19 protein-coding genes are annotated in these 22,067 nt (G+C 40.5%); 7 read left to right on the top strand and 12 right to left on the bottom strand.

Features of this window, described 5'->3' with window-relative positions:
- Window positions 1–5 precede the first annotated feature (5 nt).
- Entirely contained in the window at window positions 6–836 is an 831-nt protein-coding gene (nadE, locus tag AB4507_RS00730) for an ammonia-dependent NAD(+) synthetase (protein WP_017062768.1), read from the top strand.
- Window positions 837–942: 106 nt separating this feature from the next.
- Here nadE and AB4507_RS00725 read toward each other — a convergent pair whose 3' ends face one another.
- Together AB4507_RS00725 and AB4507_RS00720 are read right to left on the bottom strand one after the other, a co-directional pair.
- Window positions 943–2,814 carry an MOSC N-terminal beta barrel domain-containing protein gene (locus AB4507_RS00725; RefSeq protein WP_372182046.1) on the bottom strand — a complete coding sequence of 624 codons (1,872 nt, stop codon included), beginning with the start codon at window positions 2,812–2,814 and terminating at the stop codon, window positions 943–945.
- A 209-nt stretch (window positions 2,815–3,023) separates the two neighbouring features.
- Window positions 3,024–3,788, bottom strand: coding sequence for an EAL domain-containing protein (locus AB4507_RS00720; RefSeq protein WP_017062770.1), 765 nt, complete (start codon window positions 3,786–3,788; stop codon window positions 3,024–3,026).
- Between the two features lie 269 nt (window positions 3,789–4,057).
- On the opposite strand from AB4507_RS00720, the gene AB4507_RS00715 reads away from it, so the two are divergent.
- Complete coding sequence (locus tag AB4507_RS00715) at window positions 4,058–5,014, top strand: helix-turn-helix domain-containing protein (RefSeq protein ID WP_102321328.1); 957 nt, start codon at window positions 4,058–4,060, stop codon at window positions 5,012–5,014.
- A gap of 96 nt (window positions 5,015–5,110) precedes the next feature.
- A complete protein-coding gene (locus AB4507_RS00710; protein ID WP_102321327.1) occupies window positions 5,111–6,121 on the top strand; it encodes a helix-turn-helix domain-containing protein in 1,011 nt (336 codons plus the stop codon).
- Window positions 6,122–6,376: 255 nt separating this feature from the next.
- On the opposite strand, the gene AB4507_RS00705 is transcribed toward AB4507_RS00710, so the two are convergent.
- The 8 genes from AB4507_RS00705 to AB4507_RS00670 form a co-directional block, all read right to left on the bottom strand.
- Window positions 6,377–6,640, bottom strand: coding sequence for a hypothetical protein (locus AB4507_RS00705; protein ID WP_017062773.1), 264 nt, complete (start codon window positions 6,638–6,640; stop codon window positions 6,377–6,379).
- A 533-nt stretch (window positions 6,641–7,173) separates the two neighbouring features.
- On the bottom strand, window positions 7,174–7,914 hold the full coding sequence (locus AB4507_RS00700; protein WP_065584792.1) for a LysM peptidoglycan-binding domain-containing protein: 741 nt from the start codon (window positions 7,912–7,914) through the stop codon (window positions 7,174–7,176).
- Entirely contained in the window at window positions 7,911–9,038 is a 1,128-nt protein-coding gene (locus AB4507_RS00695) for a hypothetical protein (RefSeq protein ID WP_372182044.1), read from the bottom strand. The genes AB4507_RS00700 and AB4507_RS00695 overlap by 4 nt, the downstream gene beginning before the upstream one ends.
- Window positions 8,995–9,699: a hypothetical protein gene (locus AB4507_RS00690; protein WP_229648578.1), complete on the bottom strand. Its 705-nt coding sequence runs from the start codon at window positions 9,697–9,699 to the stop codon at window positions 8,995–8,997. The genes AB4507_RS00695 and AB4507_RS00690 overlap by 44 nt, the downstream gene beginning before the upstream one ends.
- Before the next feature lie 13 nt (window positions 9,700–9,712).
- Window positions 9,713–11,227 (bottom strand): CS1-pili formation C-terminal domain-containing protein, encoded by a 1,515-nt coding sequence (locus AB4507_RS00685; RefSeq protein ID WP_372182043.1) that lies wholly within the window; start codon window positions 11,225–11,227, stop codon window positions 9,713–9,715.
- Window positions 11,228–11,232: 5 nt separating this feature from the next.
- Window positions 11,233–12,513: a TcfC E-set like domain-containing protein gene (locus AB4507_RS00680; protein WP_372182042.1), complete on the bottom strand. Its 1,281-nt coding sequence runs from the start codon at window positions 12,511–12,513 to the stop codon at window positions 11,233–11,235.
- Entirely contained in the window at window positions 12,513–13,040 is a 528-nt protein-coding gene (locus AB4507_RS00675) for a hypothetical protein (RefSeq protein WP_240800848.1), read from the bottom strand. Before AB4507_RS00675 ends, AB4507_RS00680 begins: the two co-directional genes overlap by 1 nt.
- Window positions 13,041–13,106: 66 nt before the next feature.
- A complete protein-coding gene (locus tag AB4507_RS00670) occupies window positions 13,107–13,637 on the bottom strand; it encodes a hypothetical protein (protein ID WP_102321323.1) in 531 nt (176 codons plus the stop codon).
- A gap of 482 nt (window positions 13,638–14,119) precedes the next feature.
- Between AB4507_RS00670 and AB4507_RS00665 the strand changes: the two genes are divergently transcribed.
- From AB4507_RS00665 to pyrC, 3 genes are all read left to right on the top strand, one after another.
- Entirely contained in the window at window positions 14,120–16,069 is a 1,950-nt protein-coding gene (locus AB4507_RS00665) for an adhesion domain-containing protein (RefSeq protein WP_372158945.1), read from the top strand.
- A 286-nt stretch (window positions 16,070–16,355) separates the two neighbouring features.
- On the top strand, window positions 16,356–16,514 hold the full coding sequence (locus AB4507_RS00660; protein WP_017059962.1) for a YqaE/Pmp3 family membrane protein: 159 nt from the start codon (window positions 16,356–16,358) through the stop codon (window positions 16,512–16,514).
- A gap of 192 nt (window positions 16,515–16,706) precedes the next feature.
- Complete coding sequence (gene pyrC, locus AB4507_RS00655; RefSeq protein ID WP_372129481.1) at window positions 16,707–17,735, top strand: dihydroorotase; 1,029 nt, start codon at window positions 16,707–16,709, stop codon at window positions 17,733–17,735.
- 117 nt (window positions 17,736–17,852) lie between these two features.
- On the opposite strand, the gene AB4507_RS00650 is transcribed toward pyrC, so the two are convergent.
- A complete protein-coding gene (locus tag AB4507_RS00650; protein WP_372138002.1) occupies window positions 17,853–18,758 on the bottom strand; it encodes a DUF808 domain-containing protein in 906 nt (301 codons plus the stop codon).
- 174 nt (window positions 18,759–18,932) lie between these two features.
- On the opposite strand from AB4507_RS00650, the gene AB4507_RS00645 reads away from it, so the two are divergent.
- Window positions 18,933–19,859, top strand: a complete 927-nt coding sequence (locus AB4507_RS00645) for a M14 family metallocarboxypeptidase (RefSeq protein WP_372138001.1) — start codon at window positions 18,933–18,935, stop codon at window positions 19,857–19,859.
- 205 nt (window positions 19,860–20,064) lie between these two features.
- Here the strand turns inward: AB4507_RS00645 and AB4507_RS00640 are convergent, their stop codons facing one another.
- A complete protein-coding gene (locus AB4507_RS00640) occupies window positions 20,065–21,672 on the bottom strand; it encodes a BCCT family transporter (RefSeq protein ID WP_372182041.1) in 1,608 nt (535 codons plus the stop codon).
- Between the last annotated feature and the right edge of the window lie 395 nt (window positions 21,673–22,067).

The following is a 22,067-nucleotide window of genomic DNA, read 5'->3' as shown; positions in this document are numbered from 1 at the left end:
TACGAATGGAACAGTTAATTCGTGACGAAATGCGCGTACTACCTTCAATTGACCCTCACTTCGAAGTGACTCGTCGTGTGGACTTTATTAAAACGAAACTTCAGCAGTCAGGCTGCAAGTCTCTGATCCTTGGTATCAGTGGCGGTGTAGACTCAACGACCTGTGGCCGCTTGGCACAAATGGCCGTGGATAGCCTGAATGAAAACTCTGGCAGCAACGACTACCAATTCATTGCGGTTCGCCTACCTTACGGCGAACAAAAAGATGAAGATGAAGCACAACTTGCTCTCTCTTTCATCCAGCCTTCTCAATCTGTTTCTGTAAACATCAAAGCGGGTGTTGATGGGCTTCACGCAGCATCTCACGTTGCACTTGAAGGTACAGGTTTACTACCAACAGACTCAGCAAAAATCGACTTTGTTAAAGGTAATGTGAAAGCTCGCGCTCGCATGATCGCGCAATACGAAATTGCGGGTTACGTTGGTGGTCTTGTGATTGGTACTGACCACTCAGCAGAAAACATCACTGGCTTCTACACCAAACACGGTGACGGTGCATGTGATTTAGCGCCTTTGTTTGGCCTGAACAAGCGTCAAGTTCGTGAACTTGCAGCAACGCTAGGTGCGCCAGAGCTATTGGTTAAGAAAGTGCCTACTGCCGACCTAGAAGAGCTTGATCCACAGAAAGCCGACGAAGCAGCATTGAACCTTTCTTACGACCAAATCGATGATTTCCTTGAAGGTAAAGAAGTCCCTCAAGACGTGTCAGACCGCTTAGTAGGCATCTACAAAGCAACACAGCACAAGCGTCAACCGATCCCAACGATCTACGATTAATTGTTTGAATTAATCTTAGAATCAAAAAGGCCGGAAGTTCATTTCAGTGAACTTCCGGCCTTTTCTATTCAATGTGCTTTTCTTTCTGGCCTTCCGACCTACCGAGTTAGTCTACAACTTCGATATCAGTTTGAGGCACACTGCAACACGCCAGTATTTGCCCCATGTTGCGTTCATGCTCTTGCAACGCCGGTACATCAGGTTGATGAACTTGCCCAGACTCAAGGGTCACTTTACAAGCACCACAGAAACCCGCGCGACAGCTTGATGCGATAGACACACCTGCCGACTCAGCTTGCTCTAGTAGTGTTGATTGGTTGTTGCCTTCGAACAGGTAGCCGTTAACGCTCAACTGCAGTTGCTTCACCGCTTCTTCCGTTGATTGAGCAACACCAAACGCTTCTTGATGATAATGCTGAGGATTCAGCCCCATTTGAATCAGCAATTTCTTGGCATTATCCATAAAGCCGTCAGGGCCACACACGAATGCTTGGCGCTTATGAAGGTCCTCAATTTTGGCGATATGAGACACACTCAAACGACCTGACAAACCATCCCACTCTTTCGTTGGTTGGCTTAGTGAATAAATCACACTTAGACCAGCATGTTCGCGAGCGATCTTATCAATCTCAGCTTGATAAGGGATATCTTCTTCACTGCTGCATTGGTGATAGAACACCACATCATCAATCTGACCATGGTCGGCTAAGTAACGAAGCATCGACAACATAGGGGTGATGCCGCTTCCCGCTGATAACAGCAGTAATGGATGTGTTGGGTTATCTTCTAAGTAGAATGCGCCATCTGGATTCTGAGCAACTAGCGTGTCACCGACTTGGAAGTGATCATTGAGCCAGTTTGAGATTTGACCATCGTCCACTCGCTTCACGGAAATCGCCAAACGACCTGCGCGTGAAGGGCTAGAAGATAACGTGTAACGACGAGACACTTTCTCGCCATTAATCACCATTTCAATCGGTAGATGCTGCCCCGGCTGATAGCTTGGTAATGCGTGGTTCTCTTTCGCTGGCTCTAGCCAGAACGTCGTAAAGTCTCGAGCGATCTCTTCACGCTCGACGCAAGTTAAGTGCAGTGACTCGACCCAAGAGTCTTCGTAGTGTTCTTTCTCTTTGGTTTCAAGTACCTCAACAACGTCACCCGCTTTCACCAGACCTTCATTTTTCGCCACAAGGTTCTGACCAAAGAAAACGCCACCACGTTCATTGGCTCTGAACGTAGAAAAGGTATTGAGTGGCTCTTTTGTTGCTCTGAATTCGCCGCTCTCAACATCGACTGTCGTTAGGATACAGCGCTCACAAGGCTTCACCGCTTCGAATTCAACCTCACCAATTCGAATGCGCTTCCAACCATCTTCAGCAAACGCTTCAGTGTTTGAGACGACAAAATTGGTGCGGAACTGATCCATTGAATGGGTTTCAGGGCTGCGGCGATTGAGTTCATCAAGAGAGGCTTGGCTGATCACTAACATTGGGTAACCGTCAGCAAAACTCACATTGTGACCGAGCTTTTCACGAACACGATTCGATTGCTCGCCAGAAAACAGTAGCTCAACGCGCACGCCCAACACATCACTGAACCAATCATCGGCTTCATCACATGTCGTGTATGCCGTGAAGCTGTCTTTCCACACCGTTGCTGGCGCTTCTTGCATCTTGAAGTTTGCATATTTTAGGCGCAGCGGTTCTTTGCCTTCGTAAGTAAAAATCAAACCGTCTGGCTGCAAGCTAGAAGACACCTTGACCATTTTAGGGTACTTACGTGCCGTCACCATTGATCCGTCAGCCAACGCCAACATAAAACGTCTGTCGAAGGTAAGGCCCTGTTTTTCGACCCAAGCAGAAGAGAGTGCAATCCCACCTACTGATTTAACCGGAAACACATTAATTTGAGATAAGGAGGGCTGTTGACCTGAAAGCTCTTGCTCCAAAGCCTTTTGATCCAAAGGTGACTGCGACATAACGATTCCAATGTTTTGTTGTTTGTCCCAATGCTAACAAATGGTTATAAATAGATAAACTGGCAGGCATTAAACACTTGATACTAAGTAGGCATGATTAAACTAATAGAATGGCATTATGTTCCGGCAAACCTAAAACTCTTGAAACTAACGATGATGCTTTACACACTAAAAGTAACCCGAATTTATTCACGCTATTTTTAAGTAGATCAGCAATATGCTGCACCTTGTTTCGACAATTGACTCAATGAGCCAGGTTTGCCTAAGTGATAGCCCTGAAAATAATCTATGCCCTGCGATTGTGCAAAACGTAAATCTTCATGGTTTTCTATACCTTCAGATAACAATTCAATCTGATACTTCCGAGCTAAAAATCTAAGACGCTCCCAAAAGGTCGAATTATCACTCCGGTTTCTCATTAACGACCGATCTATTTTCACTATGTTCGGTTTAACAACCCTAATCAGTGCTTCACCAGTGTTATAACCACTGCCATAGTCATCTATCGCGATTTTAATTCCAAGACCACGACATACTCCAAACTGGGACATCATCCTTTTCTCGTCAATGCCAACCGGGTATTGTTCATTCTCAGTAAGCTCAATCCATAAGGTTATACCCAACTTATTACATGCTTGCCAAATTGGGGAAATATCACGTAGAAAAGTGAAACTTAAAACGTGATCAGGGGAGATATTAATAGTCAGAAAATCAATCATTTTCTTCTGAGACAATAATTCCTCGGACACTCTTAACAAGAATATTTGAGTAAACCATGCAATCTTCTTAGAGTCTAACAGACAGCGAATTGACGATTCAACATCGTGCCCTTTTTCCCAACGTAACAAAACCTCAGCACCGACAGTTCCATTGCCATTAGTTATCGGTTGAAAAACAGGATAAAACAATCCCTGATTAACATCGTCAATAAGTGCTTCGGCTTGTAAATTTTCAGACAACATATTCGTATTCATAAACAAACCTCTTTTTGTGATTAATCCATACTACAGATCAATAACTAGCAAGGATTAGCATGAACAAATCATATGTAGCTTTACATGCCTACTTCTTAACCGTGAAGACAAACTGCATAAGTAGTTAAACGAACTCCTGTACAAATACACAATGCCGTTTCAAAACGGTAATCTCGAGTCTGTTACATTTAGATAGGTTATTAAAAACGCCATAAACTATCATAGATGACTATACTTCAATTAGATCAAATTACGCTTAGGGATAATGTATGTTTGGTGACTATTTAAAGGAATTGAGAGTCTCACTAGGTCTTACTCAGAGTGAGCTTGCTGTTAAGTTAAACCTTGCAAATGAAGAGTTTCGCTCTGTAGACGTGGTAACTCTCAGTCGTTGGGAACGAGGAAAAACCAAACCAACACTTGCAAAATGCCTAAGAATCTTGCGTTGTTTACAGGTTGACCTGAGTGACTTTTATGAATTAATACCTAATCCAAACGAAACAAAGCTACTAGACGAGGTTGAACAACTTCGTTTTAATAACAGGGTAACGAAGCTTTCATCATTAAGTTATGAAGAGCCACAAGAGCCACAATCAACTTTAATTACTGAGATGCCACTTCTTTTGAAAGATGATGACAAGATACTATCTAGCCTTAAAATCTTTTACGAAACAGCCATCCATACACCGAAGGGTTTTTTCGACATTAATCTATATGACTACCAACAAAACAAACGAGCTATTTTAAAAAGATTTATAACAGAAAGCGGGCAGTTGGTAGGTCACTCAATTAGTTTTATATTCGAAAGTGACTATTTTGACAAAGTTACTCATTCAAAAATCATTGATATCGACCTGACAAAATCTGTCAGTTATAAAAATTCGACTAAGTTATCGGTTTGTAATTATAATCGTTACTCTTCTAATTTCCAGATATTTCGATGTATGTTAGTTTCTCAATTTATAAACCTAATTCACTATTCAAATGTTCAACGTTATTATTTCTTTAGTGCATGGCCTGAAATCGGACAAATTTTAGAGCAACTTGGATTTAAGAAAATAGCATTTGATATTGAGTCAGAAAAAGGAGGTTTTAAATTAGGCAACCGCTCATTCGAACATTGCTTATACGAAATTGATACAGCGACACTTCTTTCTCAACCCGAAATAATAACCCTCATAAAAACAACCCAGTGGGATAACCAATACTCAATCAAAAATCATTAGGCATAGCCAAACAGACTTTAAATTAAGATGCCTACCATCTTAAGTTTCTACACATAATAATACTTCGCCTTATGCAAAAGATTGGAGAAAACTACTGTGTTTGGCGAATACTTAAAAAAATATCGAATCGCGAATGAACTAACACAAAGTCAAGCAGCTACAAAGCTCAACTTACTCGGAGGAGATCTATCGAACATTGATACCGTTACACTTAGTCGATGGGAAAGAGGAACAACTAAACCAACTCTTAGCCGTAGTATTCGTGTTTTGCGAGAATTTACCAACGATCTTGAGCCTTATCTATCTAAAGTTAGTCATTTACAACATCAAGACCCTAGTTCTAAAAATAGAGTTGATCAATTCAATACTCTGATGGAAGAGAAATACCGTAGTTTAAATAACTTGATCGCCAGAGCAAATTATCAGTCAACATCGATGATCGAACACAATCCTGTTTGTGAATATCCGATTGGAAATTCTAATGATAGTGAGATTGTAAATTCTGTACTTGTTTTTCATGAGAAAACCTCTGATGAGAATATTAAGCATGGACTCTATAAAATCGATTTTTTAAAATATTGCAATGAAAAACGTTTCATTGCCTATAAATATGTCGACAGCGTCACAGGGGAGCTATTAGGACATAACATAGGCACTATATTCACGACTGAAGGTATGATCTCCGAAATTGAAACACTTTCTCAAAAGTCGATTGATGAAATAGATTTAAGAAAAACCGTTCCTTATAATAAAAGACGAAAATTAGCTTATTTTGCGGTGAGCCATCATTCGCTGTACGAGCGACCTTTTCGTCTACAATTAAATAGAGAATTCAGGTTTCTAGCAAAACACGCTAACATTACCGACTACTACACAACAGTTGCTATAAAGAGCTCAGCAGAAGTACTCGAAAAAATGGGATTTTCTGTTGTTTCGTACGAGAAAAAATCAACCAACGGTGCAATCAAAATTGGTAAACACTATTATTCTAAAGCTTTAATGCACATAAAAACAAGCCAGCTATTTACTCAACCCGAGTTCTTGAACTTGCTTACAGGCTGTCAAACCTGTTCAAACCCATGCTCAATTAGCTCTCAGTGTTGCTAAGCGGTCTCTTTCCGCGCACATTAACAGGAGTACCAATCCATCGAAAGATAGTTCTGATGGATGAACTCCTGCTTGCTTCAATCTTTCAAAACACAGCTCTACAGTTTTGACATTCGTATTCGATATTATTGAACCAATATACCTCATTATTTTCCCACTTAAATTATCAGTACAATCTATATACTATGTAATTAAGCGATTGAGTATTAAAGCATATGGTAAAAAGTTAGAATCTAATATGCTATGTTCGCTTGACTACATGTCAACCTCACGAACAATTACATCATCTACTTCATTGTTTAGTAATGTTACATAACTGCTCTGAGTCATGCCTCTTACAGCTTTCGTGTTTTGCATGCCATCCACATTCGTTAGACTTTTGTCAGAATAAATTGCTCGTATATCTCCATCGACTCGGCCTGAAAACGTGACATCATCAGCACTAATAGAAGCAATCGCTGAGGTTGCAAAAAATAAAAACGAACATAAAACGACCTTAATATTGACAAACGACTTCATAAACACCTCAAATGTAATTGGTTACATATGAGAGTTTAGCTTATTCGCAGGAAAAAAGAAGTCTAATGCCTACCAGCCACTCTTGCATCCGTGATGTTAGATTTGTAAACATTAATTTGTTCAGAAAAGTCCATTCATAACGATCATGATATAGCATGGATACGGCCACATCAATTCACCAGACTTATGCATATTATGCACTGGTTAGCGATTTGATGGCAGTTAAACCTTAGGGAGAGACCGAAGAGTAAAACGCTAATACATATCTTGCAAGTCTTCATAGTAGTTTAATGGTTTTACATTAAGAGAATTAAATTTTATCTAACTTCGTAATATTTAATACCTGAACCTAAGATCTGGTATGTAAACCATGATTCTTGGCAACACTTGATTATTCACATCAACGTAAGCTATGTAAGATCATAGATGAATAGTTAGACAGATTTAATCGAGTGCAAAAAAAAAGCATCACCATACCTTATAAGAAATAGGTCTAGTAATACTTTAATATTGATCAGGTTACCGGTAAGAGCTTATTCTAATACTTGGCCAGGAATGATCAAATCAGGATTTTCAATATCATTACTCTCAATGATCTCTTCTAAATCGAAGCCGAACTTTCTACGTAGTTCATATAACCAATCACCTTCTTGTACGACATAAGGTAATGTCGGCTTAACAGCAACTTCGGATATACTGTTAGACATAGTATCGAAGTCACAGTCCGTATCAGTTGGGTCAGATGTGCAATCCGGAGCTTTCGTAATTTCAAGTGACGAAGGGCGAGGTTCAACTTGGTCAGACTCAATCTTACGCTTGCTGTCATTGAAATAATAAGATAATCCAACCACGGCTTCTCGTTGATTTTGCCCAAAATCATCATTCAACGTTTGATTAAGTGCGATACTCGCACCGAAATATTCATTCAAAGCATACTCAGCAAGGTACTCTATTGTTGGATATTTATCTTCAAATCCGACTCCAACCTTTAAATCAATTTCTTCTCCATCATGTATACTATAAAGCAAACCTAAATCAGGTATGTACTCAGAATCATCTAATAATTTATAATGTTTGATACCTAGATTCAATTGAAGTCGGTTATATTGGTAGAGAAAATAAATAGATTGAGAATTCTCAAACATATCTCCATCAAAATTATAGCCATAGTTTGCCCCTACCCCCAAAATATGAGCAGTTGGCTTCTCAGCAACCGCTGCACCGCTGGTTAGTACTAGAAACATAAAAAAAATATTATTAATTAGTCGGTTCACAGGTTCACCTCATAAACAACATTAAACGACCCTTGGTAATTACCTGAACTGAGTGCATTTCCATCGACATCAAAACTAACATCGTATGCTACATCAACTTTGTTACTACCTTCTCCATTCACTGTAATCACTTCTGAATCAGGAAAAGATACGGTATTAAGTACTCCGTCTTGGACAATCACCTTGTCAGGGCTTTCGCAGCCAATGGCACACGTGATTGTGTAGGGTATCTTTTCTAGCGAGTTATCAATATTTGTAAGCTCATAGTCACCTGACGTAGGGCTAAATGTCATAATAACGCCTGTAGGTAAAGTCCCTAACAAGCTAACATCATACCTCGTTGTACCAGAGATCCTTTTTGTTGCAGTATCATACTGGGGTTCAATATTCCCGTCTCCAAGTACCGTTAATGATTCAAGGATCGCAGCTTGATAATCAATCGTGATAATTAACGTCTCCGGCACTCTGGTATAAGTCATCATACCGGTTTGACTTGTAAAAAAGTAAGTGGGTGAAAGGTTAATTGATGCCGTAAAAGTTCCAGATCCAACAGGGGCTGCGAACACATCATTACTGATATTAGGCAAAGCGAAAGCAGGTCGATAAAACTTAAAAGGCTCTATTCGGCTTGTTGCTGTGTAACCCATTCGCGACACACACAAAGTCGACTCTTGGCCCACTTTCGCACTCGAACCACTTATATTTGTAGCTGCACACTCATTGGCAACTCCCATTCCCACATTTGACCCGTAGTCTTTTGATGTGAAATAACTAGCCGAGCTACCCAAATTATACTCAACGCCTAACAACTCCAGGCTGGTGTTAAAACTTTCGCCTGTAGAATGATTAACAAAGCTAACGTTATTAACGGGTTGGTTATCCATCGTTGCGGGATACCACTCTGCCGTTGGTTGCTCTTGCGCTATCGTCCATGCAGATGGAGATATAGCTTCACTACCGAAATAACTATTTGGCGCCGCATTGTTCCAAACCACAGAGTTGTTTGCTGTAATCGTTCCGTATACATCTGCAGCATGGCTACTATCTAAAGCCGTGAATAATAGCGCTATACTAATTAGGCTATTTCTTTTTAATAGTGATATTTTTGTTATAACTGTAATCATGGTTGGCTACCTTAACGGATAACGAATCGACATTTTGCAGGCCTTCTGCTAATTTTATGGTTTTCTTTCGACCAGATAGTATTGTATTAGTTTGTTTACATTTGTTACTAACAGAATTCGGTTTACAGTTATCAAACTGTATGTAGAAAAATGTGTTACCATTATTTTCCACATAAACTTCTGAACCGTTATATTTAACTTTGTAGTCAACATTAGTATTTTTTGCAGGTACAATATAATAAGGAGCATAACCATAATTAATACCAATTATACTTTCTTTTTTATCTCCATCGATAACGCTAGGCATGAAAGTCACTTGATAAACTTTGTCCTTCTCTAAATCATCACAATTAACCTGACATAAATTCTTTACTGATACACGACGTCTTTCCCCCGGATTTAATATCAGTTTATTGGGTAATAGCGCAAGATCCCATAAAGGTAAATTATCTTTTGTTAGCTCTACCTTTTCTAACTCTCCGTTTTCAACCTTTACTTGGCTAACGTTACCTTTTATATATTCAGGTTCAGTTTTCGAACTAGTCAGAGTAAAAACTCCATTACCATCTTCTCCAGCTATAAGAAGCATTTTATCTATGCTAAATGCATGGCTAAAAGAGGTCGTCATTAATAGTATCGAAGTAAATATTACACGTTGCATAATTTTCTCTATGTTAGTTATAAGCATATGGCGTCATCTCCATATGAACTGCATAATTAATGAGTTCATCAACATACAGTTTGTTTGCCGTAGTTAGTTGCTCAGGAGACTTAGCGAATATATACAAATAACCGCCAAGCTTTTTGTTTATAATTTCAACACCTGAGTTGTTCAGTTTGTTCTGATAGTTCAATACAATATTACTATCCTTGTATTGCCCTAAGTAGTAATAATAAACACCATCAACTAGGGCTATCTGATAACCTTCACTATTTTCTTCGAATGATGGCATACAGAAGTTATTACCTAAATTCAAATTATTAACCGATGATAACTCCGGTATTACACATTGGTTTTCCTTAGATATAATTTTGTAAGGTTGTTTATCTTTCACCTTAAATTGATACACACCTTCAACAAGCTTGTCAGTAGAAACACAACCTCCACCGATACATTCAACTCCGTCTATTGGATTTCCATTTATATCACTAAACGTCGATATAAATGATTTCAACTCAGACAACGACGTATCCAAACGGATAACAGTTCCTGGATAACTAGTAGCCGACGTATAAGACTCACCATTGTTGTAAAAATCAGAGGCTTCCGTATCAAGCTTGAATTCATATTCATAGAACTCTTTTAATGGATATACCGTCAAAGCATCTCCACTAACATAAGCATTGCTTTGTTTTCCATTCTGCTCGGAGTTAACTACCGCCAAGAATTTTCCATCCGAAGACAGTTCCCCTGTATCATTATTCGAAATAAAATAAGAAGATGACTTTTCACTCGTAAACTCTATTCCTTGAGAAGTTACGATATTACTTGTACCAATATATGCAGAAACACTTGTATTGCTACTTGAATTGATATAGGTATAAGAGTTTGAGTCAATATATTTATTCTTATAATTTGCAGACAATGATAAATCGGCACTGCTTTGGTCTTCAGTAGAATCTTGATAATAAAGTCCCGCAGAGCTTGATACATTTAGATTGTTTCTGTTAATTAGACTACTTGAGACTGTATCTCTATGCGATAGCGCAACATCACCACTATCATCTATTTGTGCTTGTGTACTATGTGTGTATGTGTTTTCCTGGCCTATTGGAATAATTATTGAGGCCATAACACCATAATTTATATCGCTCGATTCACTTGCTGATAACTCTAAGTTCACCTTTGAGTCAAGTGGTAATGATGATATCTGCACGCCACTTCTTGCAGACCAACTTTCTGATTCATTATTATAACCATTACTAAAATCTTTATATTGGTTTTTTGTTAATATACCCGATATATATGATGATATATTTCTCGTTAAGTACTTGTTGTAATTTACTGATAATGACGTATAGTTCGAGTTACTGAATAAAAGTTGAGACAAACTAATATCTCCAATACTATTATCATTTTCACTGTCAAATTTTGTGTAAGATACACTTAAGTTATAAATCCCCACATCAAAATTATAAAAACTAGATCCATCGTCAAATAATCCTGTTACTGCCGATATTCTGGACACTTCCCCTAAAGATAAGTGACCACCAACATAATTATAATTATCTTCCCCTGTAATAAACGAACCTGCACCCAGTGCAAAAAATCCGTAACTTGATAGCTCAATTTCCCATTGGTGAACATTGGACTTTCATAATTATCATAAGCAAAGTTGATGGATTTCTGGTCAAAATCGTCCTCTAGTCCCGTATTCGTCAGGTCTCTTGATAAATAACCGGCTGTAATATGATAATCTAGTTCGCCGGTTTTAATCGACGAAGAGCTTGTATTGACTATCAACCTATCTTCTGTGTAAAACTCTTCACTGCCATCAAATATTCGAATTGTCGCAGTATAAGTACCAAATGGTAGCTCGTTATAGTCAAAGTATTCTTGCCCTGCATCCACATTACGACTTAATAGAACACGGCCTCTATCATCATTAATTTCTAGTCGACCAGCTCTTGAAATGTTCAAATATACTCGTCTAGAATTAGAAGATGATTTTTTTACTAGCTCTCTCGTCGATCCAATCGACAACATGTAACCAGAAGTTTTGCTGCCATTTTCTAAAAACTGAGTACTATTCCAAGGGCGTTCTTGGTATTTATACCCGACAGAGAAACGAGTATTACCACCAACATAGTTATACGATGAGTCATCCGAACTGAAACCATTGACATCACTAAAGTTTAGATCATTATGCAAATAGCCATACTTGCCAAAACCTGCATAATTTTCATGTTGATAAGAATAAGACGATGTATAATCAGTGTTGTCGCTATAAGAACCAGATAGATTCAAACCATGTGACATAATGATCGCGTTTTGATCGATCTCTTCTTTTACAAATTTTATTTCTGACTCTTCTATTATCTCAGTTAAGAATTGTGAGTTAACATGAATAATCAATGATTGGCTATCTGGCACATAAACAAAATCATATAAATCAGGTAGTAGACCACATTCACTTCGATAACCTTTACAATCTAGGCTCGATTCAACCCCATTTACCAGTGTTGTTGCCATCGCATCGCTAACATCTTTCTCAATACCAAGTTCATTCGCCAATGCTTGTGCTACAAGTTGTTTTTGTGAAGTGGGAATTCTTACTTCATCACCCGAGATGAAAGCTTCCGAATAGAATAATTTGTTGTTATCAGCCGAGAGAATTAGTGGCATTCTTATCAACTTCTCTTCAAACATATCTTCAAATCCATCTGGAATATTTGCGACGGATTTTGAACTATATATTATGGCCAAGAAAAATATGATAATTAAGTTTAAACCAAACCAAAGTCTAATAAACATTATAGTTGAAGCTCCACATTGAACGTAATACGACCATTGCAATCTAATGGCTCATCACTCGGTATATTTTTATTTGTCACTAATTCAAATTCATTGGTAGAGTTTTCATATTCAGTATTTTTAATATTATTAAATTCAAAGTTTGGTATATCTGAAATATCAGAGTAATGTTTTCTATCGATATAGAGATCGACAAAATCATCATACATAGTCTCACCGCTATCGTTGAAAACACATTTAGAAGTGAACTCTGATATGTTATAACTGTATTCAAACGAATCCCCAGAGCTTGTTGGTATATTCGTTCTAATATAAGAATAAAAACGCCCATTTAGAAAGGTTTCGTTCTCACCATCATACTTCAGTGCAATAAACTCATCAGATAAATCTACATTTATAGAATAGTCATACAAATTCGCTCTATTTATTTGTGTATTTACTGGAAATGAATAGCTTTCATAGCCAAAGCTATTGAAACTAAAAATAACAAGCAATAATAGAAAGAAATAATTTATATAGATATTCATTTTCATCAGCCTCGAAAAACAAGGCACTTAATTAATTAAGTGCCTATCAAATAATGAGATTTTTTCTTATGGCAAAGTTGCAATCATATCAACGTTAACGATAACTTCTGTACCAGCAATATCATCTGGAGTTGAGTGTGCTGTATCGTTAGCAACATACAGTTGAATCGTATCGCCTGCTGAAAGTTGAGTTGAAGCTAAGTAGTCAGCTGCAGTAAGTTCCGTCGCTGAAAGGTTATCGCCGACGACAATGTTAGGCTGTACTTCACCCATTGAAGCTGGAAGCACATTTACTTGTGATACCGTCCAGTTAGCTGGAGTTAAAGCCCCAAGCACAGCCCCCGTGTAGTCATGCGCTTCCAAAACAACTGCTTTAGTCGTTGCGAACGTACCGTCAGCGTTCACCTGTAACGTACCAACAAAAGAAGCAGGGTCTTCACTACCGCCCGCACCAGTAACAAGGATGTCACCGTTGGATACAAAACCAGGAACAAAGCCGCTGAATACTACAGAACCAATAGAGGTATCGCCAGGTGCAGAAAAAGCTGGAACAGATGTAATTGCAGATAGCAGTGTAATAAGTGTTAGTTTTTTCACTTTTATTTCCTTCGATATATTCATAATATGATTAGTTAGCCCCTTGCTAACTTCGGGTGTATGATATGCAATGAATAAACGTTTTGGTTAGCAAGTAAAGAAAAGTGACCTTCCGATATGCCTAGTGGATATTTGAGCAAGAAAACCATTCACCTAAAAAATAACCTAGGCATTTAATTCCTTAGGTTACTCATTCGCTAATTTAGTAACTGGTATTAGATCCCACCTTCGGTCTTATCTTATAAAAGTAGTTATTCACATGAACAACCCCACTTCAATATAAATACTAGAGACGTATAACAGTTTGAGTTTTAACTTATATCATTGCTAATAGCGCCAGCTGTCAACTAGGCACTCACCAGTGCCAGATACTAGCTCGTGCTAATTTAAAGTGATTTAGCCTTGTTAGAATACGCAAATAAATAATGGGCTGTGCTCTCTTTGCTTAATTCCCATAACATTCACTAATGAGTATTAAATACATGATGAGAATAAGTACATACGCACCTTTTCATAAATTATCCCTGTCAGTAGCGATATCATTGGCGCTGTTTGGGTGTGGTGCATCTAGCGACGAAGCGACTACTAACTCCAAACCCGAATCTCCAACATCAGGAGATACCCTTTACTATGCTCAGGATGTAATTCGTCAAAGCACTCCCACAAATACCTTTTTTGTTGATTTGTCGAATAATATGGAGTCATCTGATGATTCGTCAGTTACATTAACGACAGTTACGTCTTTGAATAATAGCTATGATTGTAATGTTGTATCCCAAAATGCCAATGGCTTCACCATTAGCGCTCAAAGTGCAAAAGTGTGCGACTACCGCTATCGAGTTGGCGCTGCGCTACCTTCTGACATCGCTATGAGCTCCCATAGTAACCATGGAGAGGCGCGTATTAGCGCTACTTCAGCAACATCAGGAGATGGTTTTGCTGAAGCGACAGTTCGTGCGGCTGTCGGTGAGTCAACTGAGCAACTTACACCGATTTCAGGACTAACCTCCTCTTTCACATCTGTACAAATAGATATCGCTAAAGAGCTTGGGAACGCGGGGTACTCTCTAGACACAAGCACATATGCATTAGCAACCACGGTTACATTGCCTAATGGTGATGCGACAAATTCAACTGCTATTGCAAACACATCAACTAATACGATTGATTACACCCCAGGAGATGGCATACCAAGCGGCGTAGAACGCATCCTATATAGCTATAGTGATGGTTCAAGTGTGTTAGCTGGTAGTATTGATATCGCGGTCTCAACAGACACAAACAGTGCACCAACAGCAGAATCTCGTAGGAAAATCAGTTATATAGATCCAGACTCTGGTGACGAGGTAGCTAAAATTCCTTATGGTAAACAATTAAGGTTCAATGTTGCGGATCTTATAAGTGACCCTGACGGTGATACTCTTCATCTCGTTGACATATACAGCTTTGGTGCAACCATCTTAATTCCAAACGATGCCAACAACGATGGTAATCTTTTCAATGATACTGAGTTTGATTTCACTAGTACCCAACCTGGAGAAACATCTGTGTCCTATGTTGTGTCTGATGGAAAAGGGGGCTATGCCACAGGAATTTTGCAAGGTTACGTCGGTAACCCATATGAGCCAATCGTCTCAGGGAATATCTACCTACCACCGTTGATGTACGCAGATGCTAAAGATGCTGAAATCATCGCCACACCTCAAGTTGGTAACGGTACTACCGCTTTAAATGGTATCACCACGGCTTCTCACGATTGGCACACTGCTAATCACTTGTGCCAAGCTAGAGGAGCACGATTGCCAACGGTGACGGAACTTCGAAGCCTATATGATGATGGCAATACTAGTGGCCGTTTGTTTACTAATCACAACTGGCCAATTGACGTTAGCTACTGGGCTAGTAACCAAGGAGCAAGTGGAACTAGCTATCATCATTCCGTAAACATGGCAGATAGAGTTGTTAGTACATATGATGCCAATTCGAGTGTTCGATTTGCTGCTTGCGTCGATGCAACACCTCTAGGGTATCCAGTTAAATTCCTTGGTGATGACATTGGTAATGATTATCTATTTGATACTCGTATCAATGCTCAAGTGACGTTTGGCTGTGGGTTTATTGTAGATTCTATCTCGCAGGTAGGAGGTGCTCATATTGGAGGCACTGGCGGAGCCAAACATACAATAAACGTTGCTGACATAGGTAGAGTTAGAGCTGTCTGGGGACCCACAGAGTTTGGGTCTGGAAACGATATGTCTCGACTCTTTCTATATAATAAATCTGGTGGCTTACTGTTAACCTGTGGTAGCAAATCTTACTCAGGTCACTATAGCGATGAATATACTCTAACCGCAGATGAGCAGTTAACAGGCTTTAGGGCCACAGGAGACAGCTACCTAAATGGATTAGAGCTTTGGGTTGATACCGAATAATCCTAAGACGCTAGCGTTAAACTAGTTATTCGTAACTAGTTTAACGCTAGACTGCACACTATTTATGTTTCAATTTAAACAATTTCAACTCAAACCTCACTATTACATCCAATCTAACTTTAGTCGAACTGGCAGGCATTAAACACTTGATACTAGGCTAGTATCTTGAGATGTTTAGCTTTCTATTTTGGTACATTAAGGCAGCAATGCCGTAACACTCTCGAGACGTTCTATAATATGAACACGTTTACCGCATTGAACTTTCATTGAATAAAAAGGATTTATCATGAACAAACTCGTCATTATCATCTTATGTGTACTGCTTCCGCCTGTTGGCGTGTTCTTCGCTCGCGGCGCCGGGAAAGATTTGGTGATTAATATCATTCTTACTTTCTTCTTCTGGGTTCCAGGAATGATCCATGGTCTGTGGGTAGCCACCCGCTAACCCTTATTAACAAATAGATACCGAATAAAATATCCATAAAAACAAGCTCCTAGCCATGAAGAGTTAAAAATAGGATGAAATGAAAGTACTTTTCCACTATCATCCTGTCGCCTAAACGTAAGCGATTGCTTTCACAGATTTCGCTGAGTTTAGGCTCCAACTACATAACACTTCAAATGGTGGGAGCCTTCAATGACACAACTTACGATTACTCGTCCTGACGACTGGCACGTTCATCTACGCGATGGCGAAGTATTAAAAGATACAGTTCGCGATATCAGCCGTTACAATGGTCGAGCGTTAATCATGCCAAATACGATCCCACCGGTAACCGATACCGAAATGGCTCTTGCTTACCGTGAACGCATCATGGCAGAGCAGCCAAGTGAACAATTCCAGCCTCTAATGGCACTTTACCTGACAGACAACACAACACCTGATGAAATTCGTAAAGCGAAAGAATCTGGCGCTGTTGTAGCAGCGAAGCTATACCCTGCTGGCGCAACAACAAACTCTGATTCAGGCGTAACTTCTGCTCAAAAGATTTACCACGTACTAGAAGCAATGCAGGAAGTTGGCATGCTACTTTTGGTACACGGTGAAGTAACGACTCACGATGTTGATATCTTTGACCGTGAGAAGCAGTTCCTGGACACAGTACTTGCACCGATTGTGAACGACTTCCCTAACCTGAAGATTGTTCTAGAGCACATCACAACTGCAGATGCTGCGACTTTCGTGAAGAACGCGAACGACAACGTTGCTGCGACTATCACCGCTCACCACCTGCTTTACAACCGCAACCACATGTTGGTTGGCGGCATTAAGCCACACTTCTACTGCCTTCCTATCCTAAAGCGCAACACGCACCAATTAGCGCTTATCGAAGCGGCAACAAGCGGCAGCAAGAAGTTCTTCTTGGGTACAGACTCTGCACCACACGCTAAAGGTGCAAAAGAGTCAGCGTGTGGTTGTGCAGGTTCTTACACAGCGCACGCTGCGGTTGAACTGTACGCTGAAGTATTCGATTTAGAAGGCAAGATTGAGAACCTAGAAGCATTCGCGAGCCACAATGGCCCAGACTTCTACGGCATGCCACGTAACTCAGATACAATTACGCTCGTTAAAGAAGAGTGGAATGTTGCTGAAACGATGCCTTTCGGTTCAGACATCGTTGTGCCAATCCGTGGCGGCGAGGCGATTGCTTGGTCTGTAAAATAAGCACTTGGGCTGTTAAATAAACACCCTCCATTTAGCGAAAAGGGTCACCATAGTAATTATGGTGACCCTTTTTTGTTTCGATGAAAGACTGTCTTATTCCCAGCAGTAATTTAACGATTACTTACCGCGAATTTTTCCGATAGCAGTCCAAATAGCAACGACAATCAATCCAGATAAAACCCCAATCACACCATTTAATAGCGTTGGTACCACCGCAGTCGCAATCGTATGCCCACTGAAGTCCATAATAATCGGTTCAATTAAGTGATGAATCGCAGGAACGTTGTGCACCACAATACCGCCGCCAACCAAGAACATCGCCGCAGTACCGACCACCGCAAGCGTCTTCATTAACTTGGGCGCAAACGCGACTAGCCCGTTACCCAATCGAGTTTTAATGCCACTGCCATTCGATGTTCGCTGGAGATAGAAACCTAAATCATCCAGCTTAACGATCCCTGCCACTAAGCCATAAACACCAATCGTCATCACAACCGCTATCAAACTCACCACAAGAATCTGAGTCACGATACTTGTACCCGTTACGGTACCCAGCGCAATTACAATGATTTCCGCAGATAATATGAAATCAGTACGAATCGCGCCTGCGACCTTTCTCTTCTCATATTCCTCTATGGATTCACCAGTACTCGTATCCTCTCCCTTTTCGTCATCTTGATGAGAATGAGGAAAGAGCTTCTCTAAGATTTTCTCTGCGCCTTCAAAACAAAGAAACAGACCACCAATCAAAAGCAAAGGCATGATCAGCCAAGGAATAAAAGCACTGATCAATAATGCCGCAGGCACCAAAATCAGCTTGTTTTTAAATGAGCCTTTGGCAACCGCCCATACCACTGGGATTTCTCTTTCAGCAGAAACACCGGATACCTGCTGAGCGTTCAGCGCTAAATCATCCCCCAACACACCAGCGGTTTTTTTAGCTGCCACCTTAGACATCAGTGCGACATCATCCAACACGGTTGCAATGTCATCCAGTAGCGTTAATAAACTTGCTCCAGCCATTTTATGGTCTCTTTTAAGGGATTAAACAATTGATAAAATGTAACACCATCAATCCACTCATCAAAGTTATGAGTCTGTAAAAAATAAAGTCACAAGTTGTGTTTTCTATTGCTGTCTCTGTTAGACAGGAATAATCTGTCTTAATCTTTCACGAACATAAAAGAAAAAGTATAGATGAAAAGTGAATCTACCTACCCGATTGGTAAGCTAGGGCAAAAATGGCAACAAGCAGAACGTCAAGCATGGTTTGCTCAAAGAACCGTTAAGCGCGAATACCAGCAAGAAGTCGTTCCTAAAATCCAAGCATTAGCAGACCGCTTTGACATCCAGCAATACGGCGCACTGAGCTACAATGAAGTTCGTTTCCCGCTTTTTGCAATCAAGAGCAAAAACTGGGATGCATCAAAACCAACCGTTCTGGTAACTGGCGGTGTTCACGGTTATGAGACAAGTGGTGTACACGGTGCGATCAAATTCGCAGATACTCAAGCAGAGAAGTACACGGCGCACTTCAACATTGTTGTCGCACCTTGTGTGAGCCCTTGGGGCTACGAAGTGATCAACCGCTGGAATCCAAATGCTGTTGATCCAAACCGCTCTTTCTACGACGGTACGCCAGCAGAAGAATCAGCAAACCTACGAGCTCTAGTAGCGTCTCTGCCAGAAGTATTGGTTCACGTTGACCTGCATGAGACGACTGACTCTGATGAAACTGAATTCCGACCTGCACTCGCAGCTCGTGATGGCATTGAGTACATCGAAGGTATGATCCCAGACGGTTTCTACACGGTTGGCGATACTGAAAACCCACAACCTGAATTCCAAGCTGCTGTCATCGCTTCAGTTGAAAAAGTAACCCACATTGCGCCTGCGGATGACGAAGGCAAGATCATTGGTTCAGACGTCACTCAACACGGCGTGATCAACTACCCAATGAAGAAGCTTGGCTTATGTGGCGGCGTGACTGACTGTAAGTACGGTACAACCACAGAGGTTTACCCAGACAGTGACAAAGTAACAGACGAAGAGTGTAACGATGCTCAAGTTGCTGCTGTTGTTGGTGCTTTGGATTACGTTATTCAGCACGAATTGAACGCGTAAGCGTAAACCCGCTCATAGCTAGAACCGGGCACCTAGACTAATAACTAAGAGCCAAGAACTAAAAGAGCCACAAATGACTACTCACTTGTGGCTCTTTTTTGTTTCTCTTTCGCTGATGTCTTCTACGGCATAAAAAAGCTCCCTTGCACGCGGTGCAAGGGAGCTTTGAATCTGCTGATTAGAGTAAGTTCCTATCTAGAGGTACTTACTTAGTGGCCGGAGTAACCGTTTCTTGCCCTTTACCGACTTCTGTCAGTAGGCCTTTCAACAAGCTCACACAACCAATCAAAAGAATGATCGTAAACGGCAGTGCTGCAATAATCGTAATAGATTGCAGAGCTTGGATTGATTGAGTACCACCAATCCACAGCATCACCATCGCGATAGCACCTGAGATAACCGCCCAAACGACTTTCTGTTTCACTGGCACTTCTAATTTACCACCCGCCGTCATGCCATCGATAACGATAGAACCTGAGTCCAACGTTGTAACGAAGAACACGATGATCAGCGCGACTGCGAGAACTGACAGAATACTACCGAACGAGTAAGCATCTAGCATGTAGAACAAGCTTAGAGACACGTCTGTGATGCCTTGGTCGAGACCAAGTTGCCCTACATGATTAATCACCTGCTCGATAGCCACGCCACCGAAGATAGCCATCCAAGCCGACGTTACCAATGTTGGGATAATCAGTACGCAAAGTAAAAACTCACGAACCGTACGGCCTTTAGAAATACGCGCTACAAACATACCGAAGAATGGTGCATACGCAACCCACCATGCCCAGTAGAACACAGTCCAGCCATGCAGCCATGTTGTGTCTTCACGACCAGAGCTTTGGCTCAACGCTACGATGTTGTTCGCATAACCCGTCACCGCCGTTGCCACAGAATCAAGCACGGTTGTGAAGTTCAGAATAGCGATAAGACCAAGGAATACGAACGCAATAACCATGTTCAGGTTACTTAGGAACTTAACACCACCGTCCATACCACGTAGTACAGAGATGATCGCCAAGCCCATGATCAGAACGATGATAGATTGCTGAAGGAAGATGTTGTTTTCCAAGCCGAACACGTGGCTAATACCACTTGCTGCTTGTGTACCACCTAAGCCCAATGAAGTCGCAAGGCCAAACAGAGTAACCAGTACGGTTAGTACATCGATTACATCACCAGTTTTGCCCCACACACGCTCACCCAGAATTGGGTAAAACACAGAACGCATTGATAGCGGTAAGCCTTTGTTATAAACAAAGTACGCCAGACAAAGCGCCGTCATGCCATAGATAGCCCATGCATGAAAACCCCAGTGGAATACGGTTGCGCCTAGCGCCAGTTCACGACCAGCGGCTGTGAAAGGTTCTGCGTCTAATGGCGTTCCGAACCAGTTAGTGAAGAACGCAGTTGGCTCTGCAACACCCCAGAAGATAAGTCCAATACCCATACCTGCTGCGAATAACATCGCAATCCAAGATGACATTGAATAGTCCGCCGTCGCGTCTTCGCCACCTAAACGGATTTTACCCAACGGTGAAAAAGCAAGAACAACAGCAAACGCTAGCATGATGTTAGCTCCCCACATAAACAGGAAGTCAAACTTTGATAGAACAGCACCCTTAATAGAATCAATTGCAGCTTTAGCATCTGCAGGAGGAAGAGCAAGAAGAGTGATGATGAAGAGAAGAGATAAGCCAACTGAGGCTACGAAAACTGTGTTATGGACATCCATGCCCCATTTACTGACGTTGTCTTGACCAACTTGATAGTCAGTAGAATCAATACTGTACTTTTTTGATTTAAAACTCATAAATTATGATGTTCGCATATCCGATTCAACGAATATAAGGACGCTCTCCATATCCAACTACTACTTGATTGGCTCGCCGCATCGCCTAAATAAAAGGCAATAAAAATCACAATAGTTAGTGATAAATGGACTTACTGGCTCAATCCCAAGGCGCACATTATAGCACAGCTCAAAGCATTTTGACTGATTTTTAGCTCAATAGTCACCCAAACCACCGTTGATAGTGATAGTTAACCCAATAAAAACAGAATAAAACAAAAGAATAAAAACCTTCAAATACAACAATTTAAATTAAAATGACGCACCGTAAAGTCACATCCAAACTTTTTGCAGATAATTTTAATAATCACCCAATTTACTTATAGCTCTAATAAAAAAGGTTCATCGCGGCTTTC

The sequence above is a fragment of the Vibrio sp. 10N.222.54.A3 genome, assembly GCF_041474095.1.
In the GTDB taxonomy this organism is placed as follows: Bacteria; Pseudomonadota; Gammaproteobacteria; order Enterobacterales; family Vibrionaceae; genus Vibrio; species Vibrio crassostreae_C.
The sequence above is the reverse complement of the archived record's forward strand: the minus strand, read 5'-3'. Positions and strand labels throughout refer to the sequence as shown.

What these genes read in the sequence shown, in the direction of transcription:
- nadE (WP_017062768.1), top strand. Translation starts at nt 6, where the DNA reads ATGGAACAGTTAATTCGTGACGAAATGCGCGTACTACCTTCAATTGAC.
- AB4507_RS00725 (WP_372182046.1), bottom strand. Translation starts at nt 2,814, where the DNA reads ATGTCGCAGTCACCTTTGGATCAAAAGGCTTTGGAGCAAGAGCTTTCA.
- AB4507_RS00720 (WP_017062770.1), bottom strand. Translation starts at nt 3,788, where the DNA reads ATGAATACGAATATGTTGTCTGAAAATTTACAAGCCGAAGCACTTATT.
- AB4507_RS00715 (WP_102321328.1), top strand. Translation starts at nt 4,058, where the DNA reads ATGTTTGGTGACTATTTAAAGGAATTGAGAGTCTCACTAGGTCTTACT.
- AB4507_RS00705 (WP_017062773.1), bottom strand. Translation starts at nt 6,640, where the DNA reads ATGAAGTCGTTTGTCAATATTAAGGTCGTTTTATGTTCGTTTTTATTT.
- AB4507_RS00695 (WP_372182044.1), bottom strand. Translation starts at nt 9,038, where the DNA reads ATGATTACAGTTATAACAAAAATATCACTATTAAAAAGAAATAGCCTA.
- AB4507_RS00690 (WP_229648578.1), bottom strand. Translation starts at nt 9,699, where the DNA reads ATGCAACGTGTAATATTTACTTCGATACTATTAATGACGACCTCTTTT.
- AB4507_RS00680 (WP_372182042.1), bottom strand. Translation starts at nt 12,513, where the DNA reads ATGTTTATTAGACTTTGGTTTGGTTTAAACTTAATTATCATATTTTTC.
- AB4507_RS00675 (WP_240800848.1), bottom strand. Translation starts at nt 13,040, where the DNA reads ATGAATATCTATATAAATTATTTCTTTCTATTATTGCTTGTTATTTTT.
- AB4507_RS00665 (WP_372158945.1), top strand. Translation starts at nt 14,120, where the DNA reads ATGATGAGAATAAGTACATACGCACCTTTTCATAAATTATCCCTGTCA.
- AB4507_RS00660 (WP_017059962.1), top strand. Translation starts at nt 16,356, where the DNA reads ATGAACAAACTCGTCATTATCATCTTATGTGTACTGCTTCCGCCTGTT.
- pyrC (WP_372129481.1), top strand. Translation starts at nt 16,707, where the DNA reads ATGACACAACTTACGATTACTCGTCCTGACGACTGGCACGTTCATCTA.
- AB4507_RS00650 (WP_372138002.1), bottom strand. Translation starts at nt 18,758, where the DNA reads ATGGCTGGAGCAAGTTTATTAACGCTACTGGATGACATTGCAACCGTG.
- AB4507_RS00645 (WP_372138001.1), top strand. Translation starts at nt 18,933, where the DNA reads ATGAAAAGTGAATCTACCTACCCGATTGGTAAGCTAGGGCAAAAATGG.
- AB4507_RS00640 (WP_372182041.1), bottom strand. Translation starts at nt 21,672, where the DNA reads ATGAGTTTTAAATCAAAAAAGTACAGTATTGATTCTACTGACTATCAA.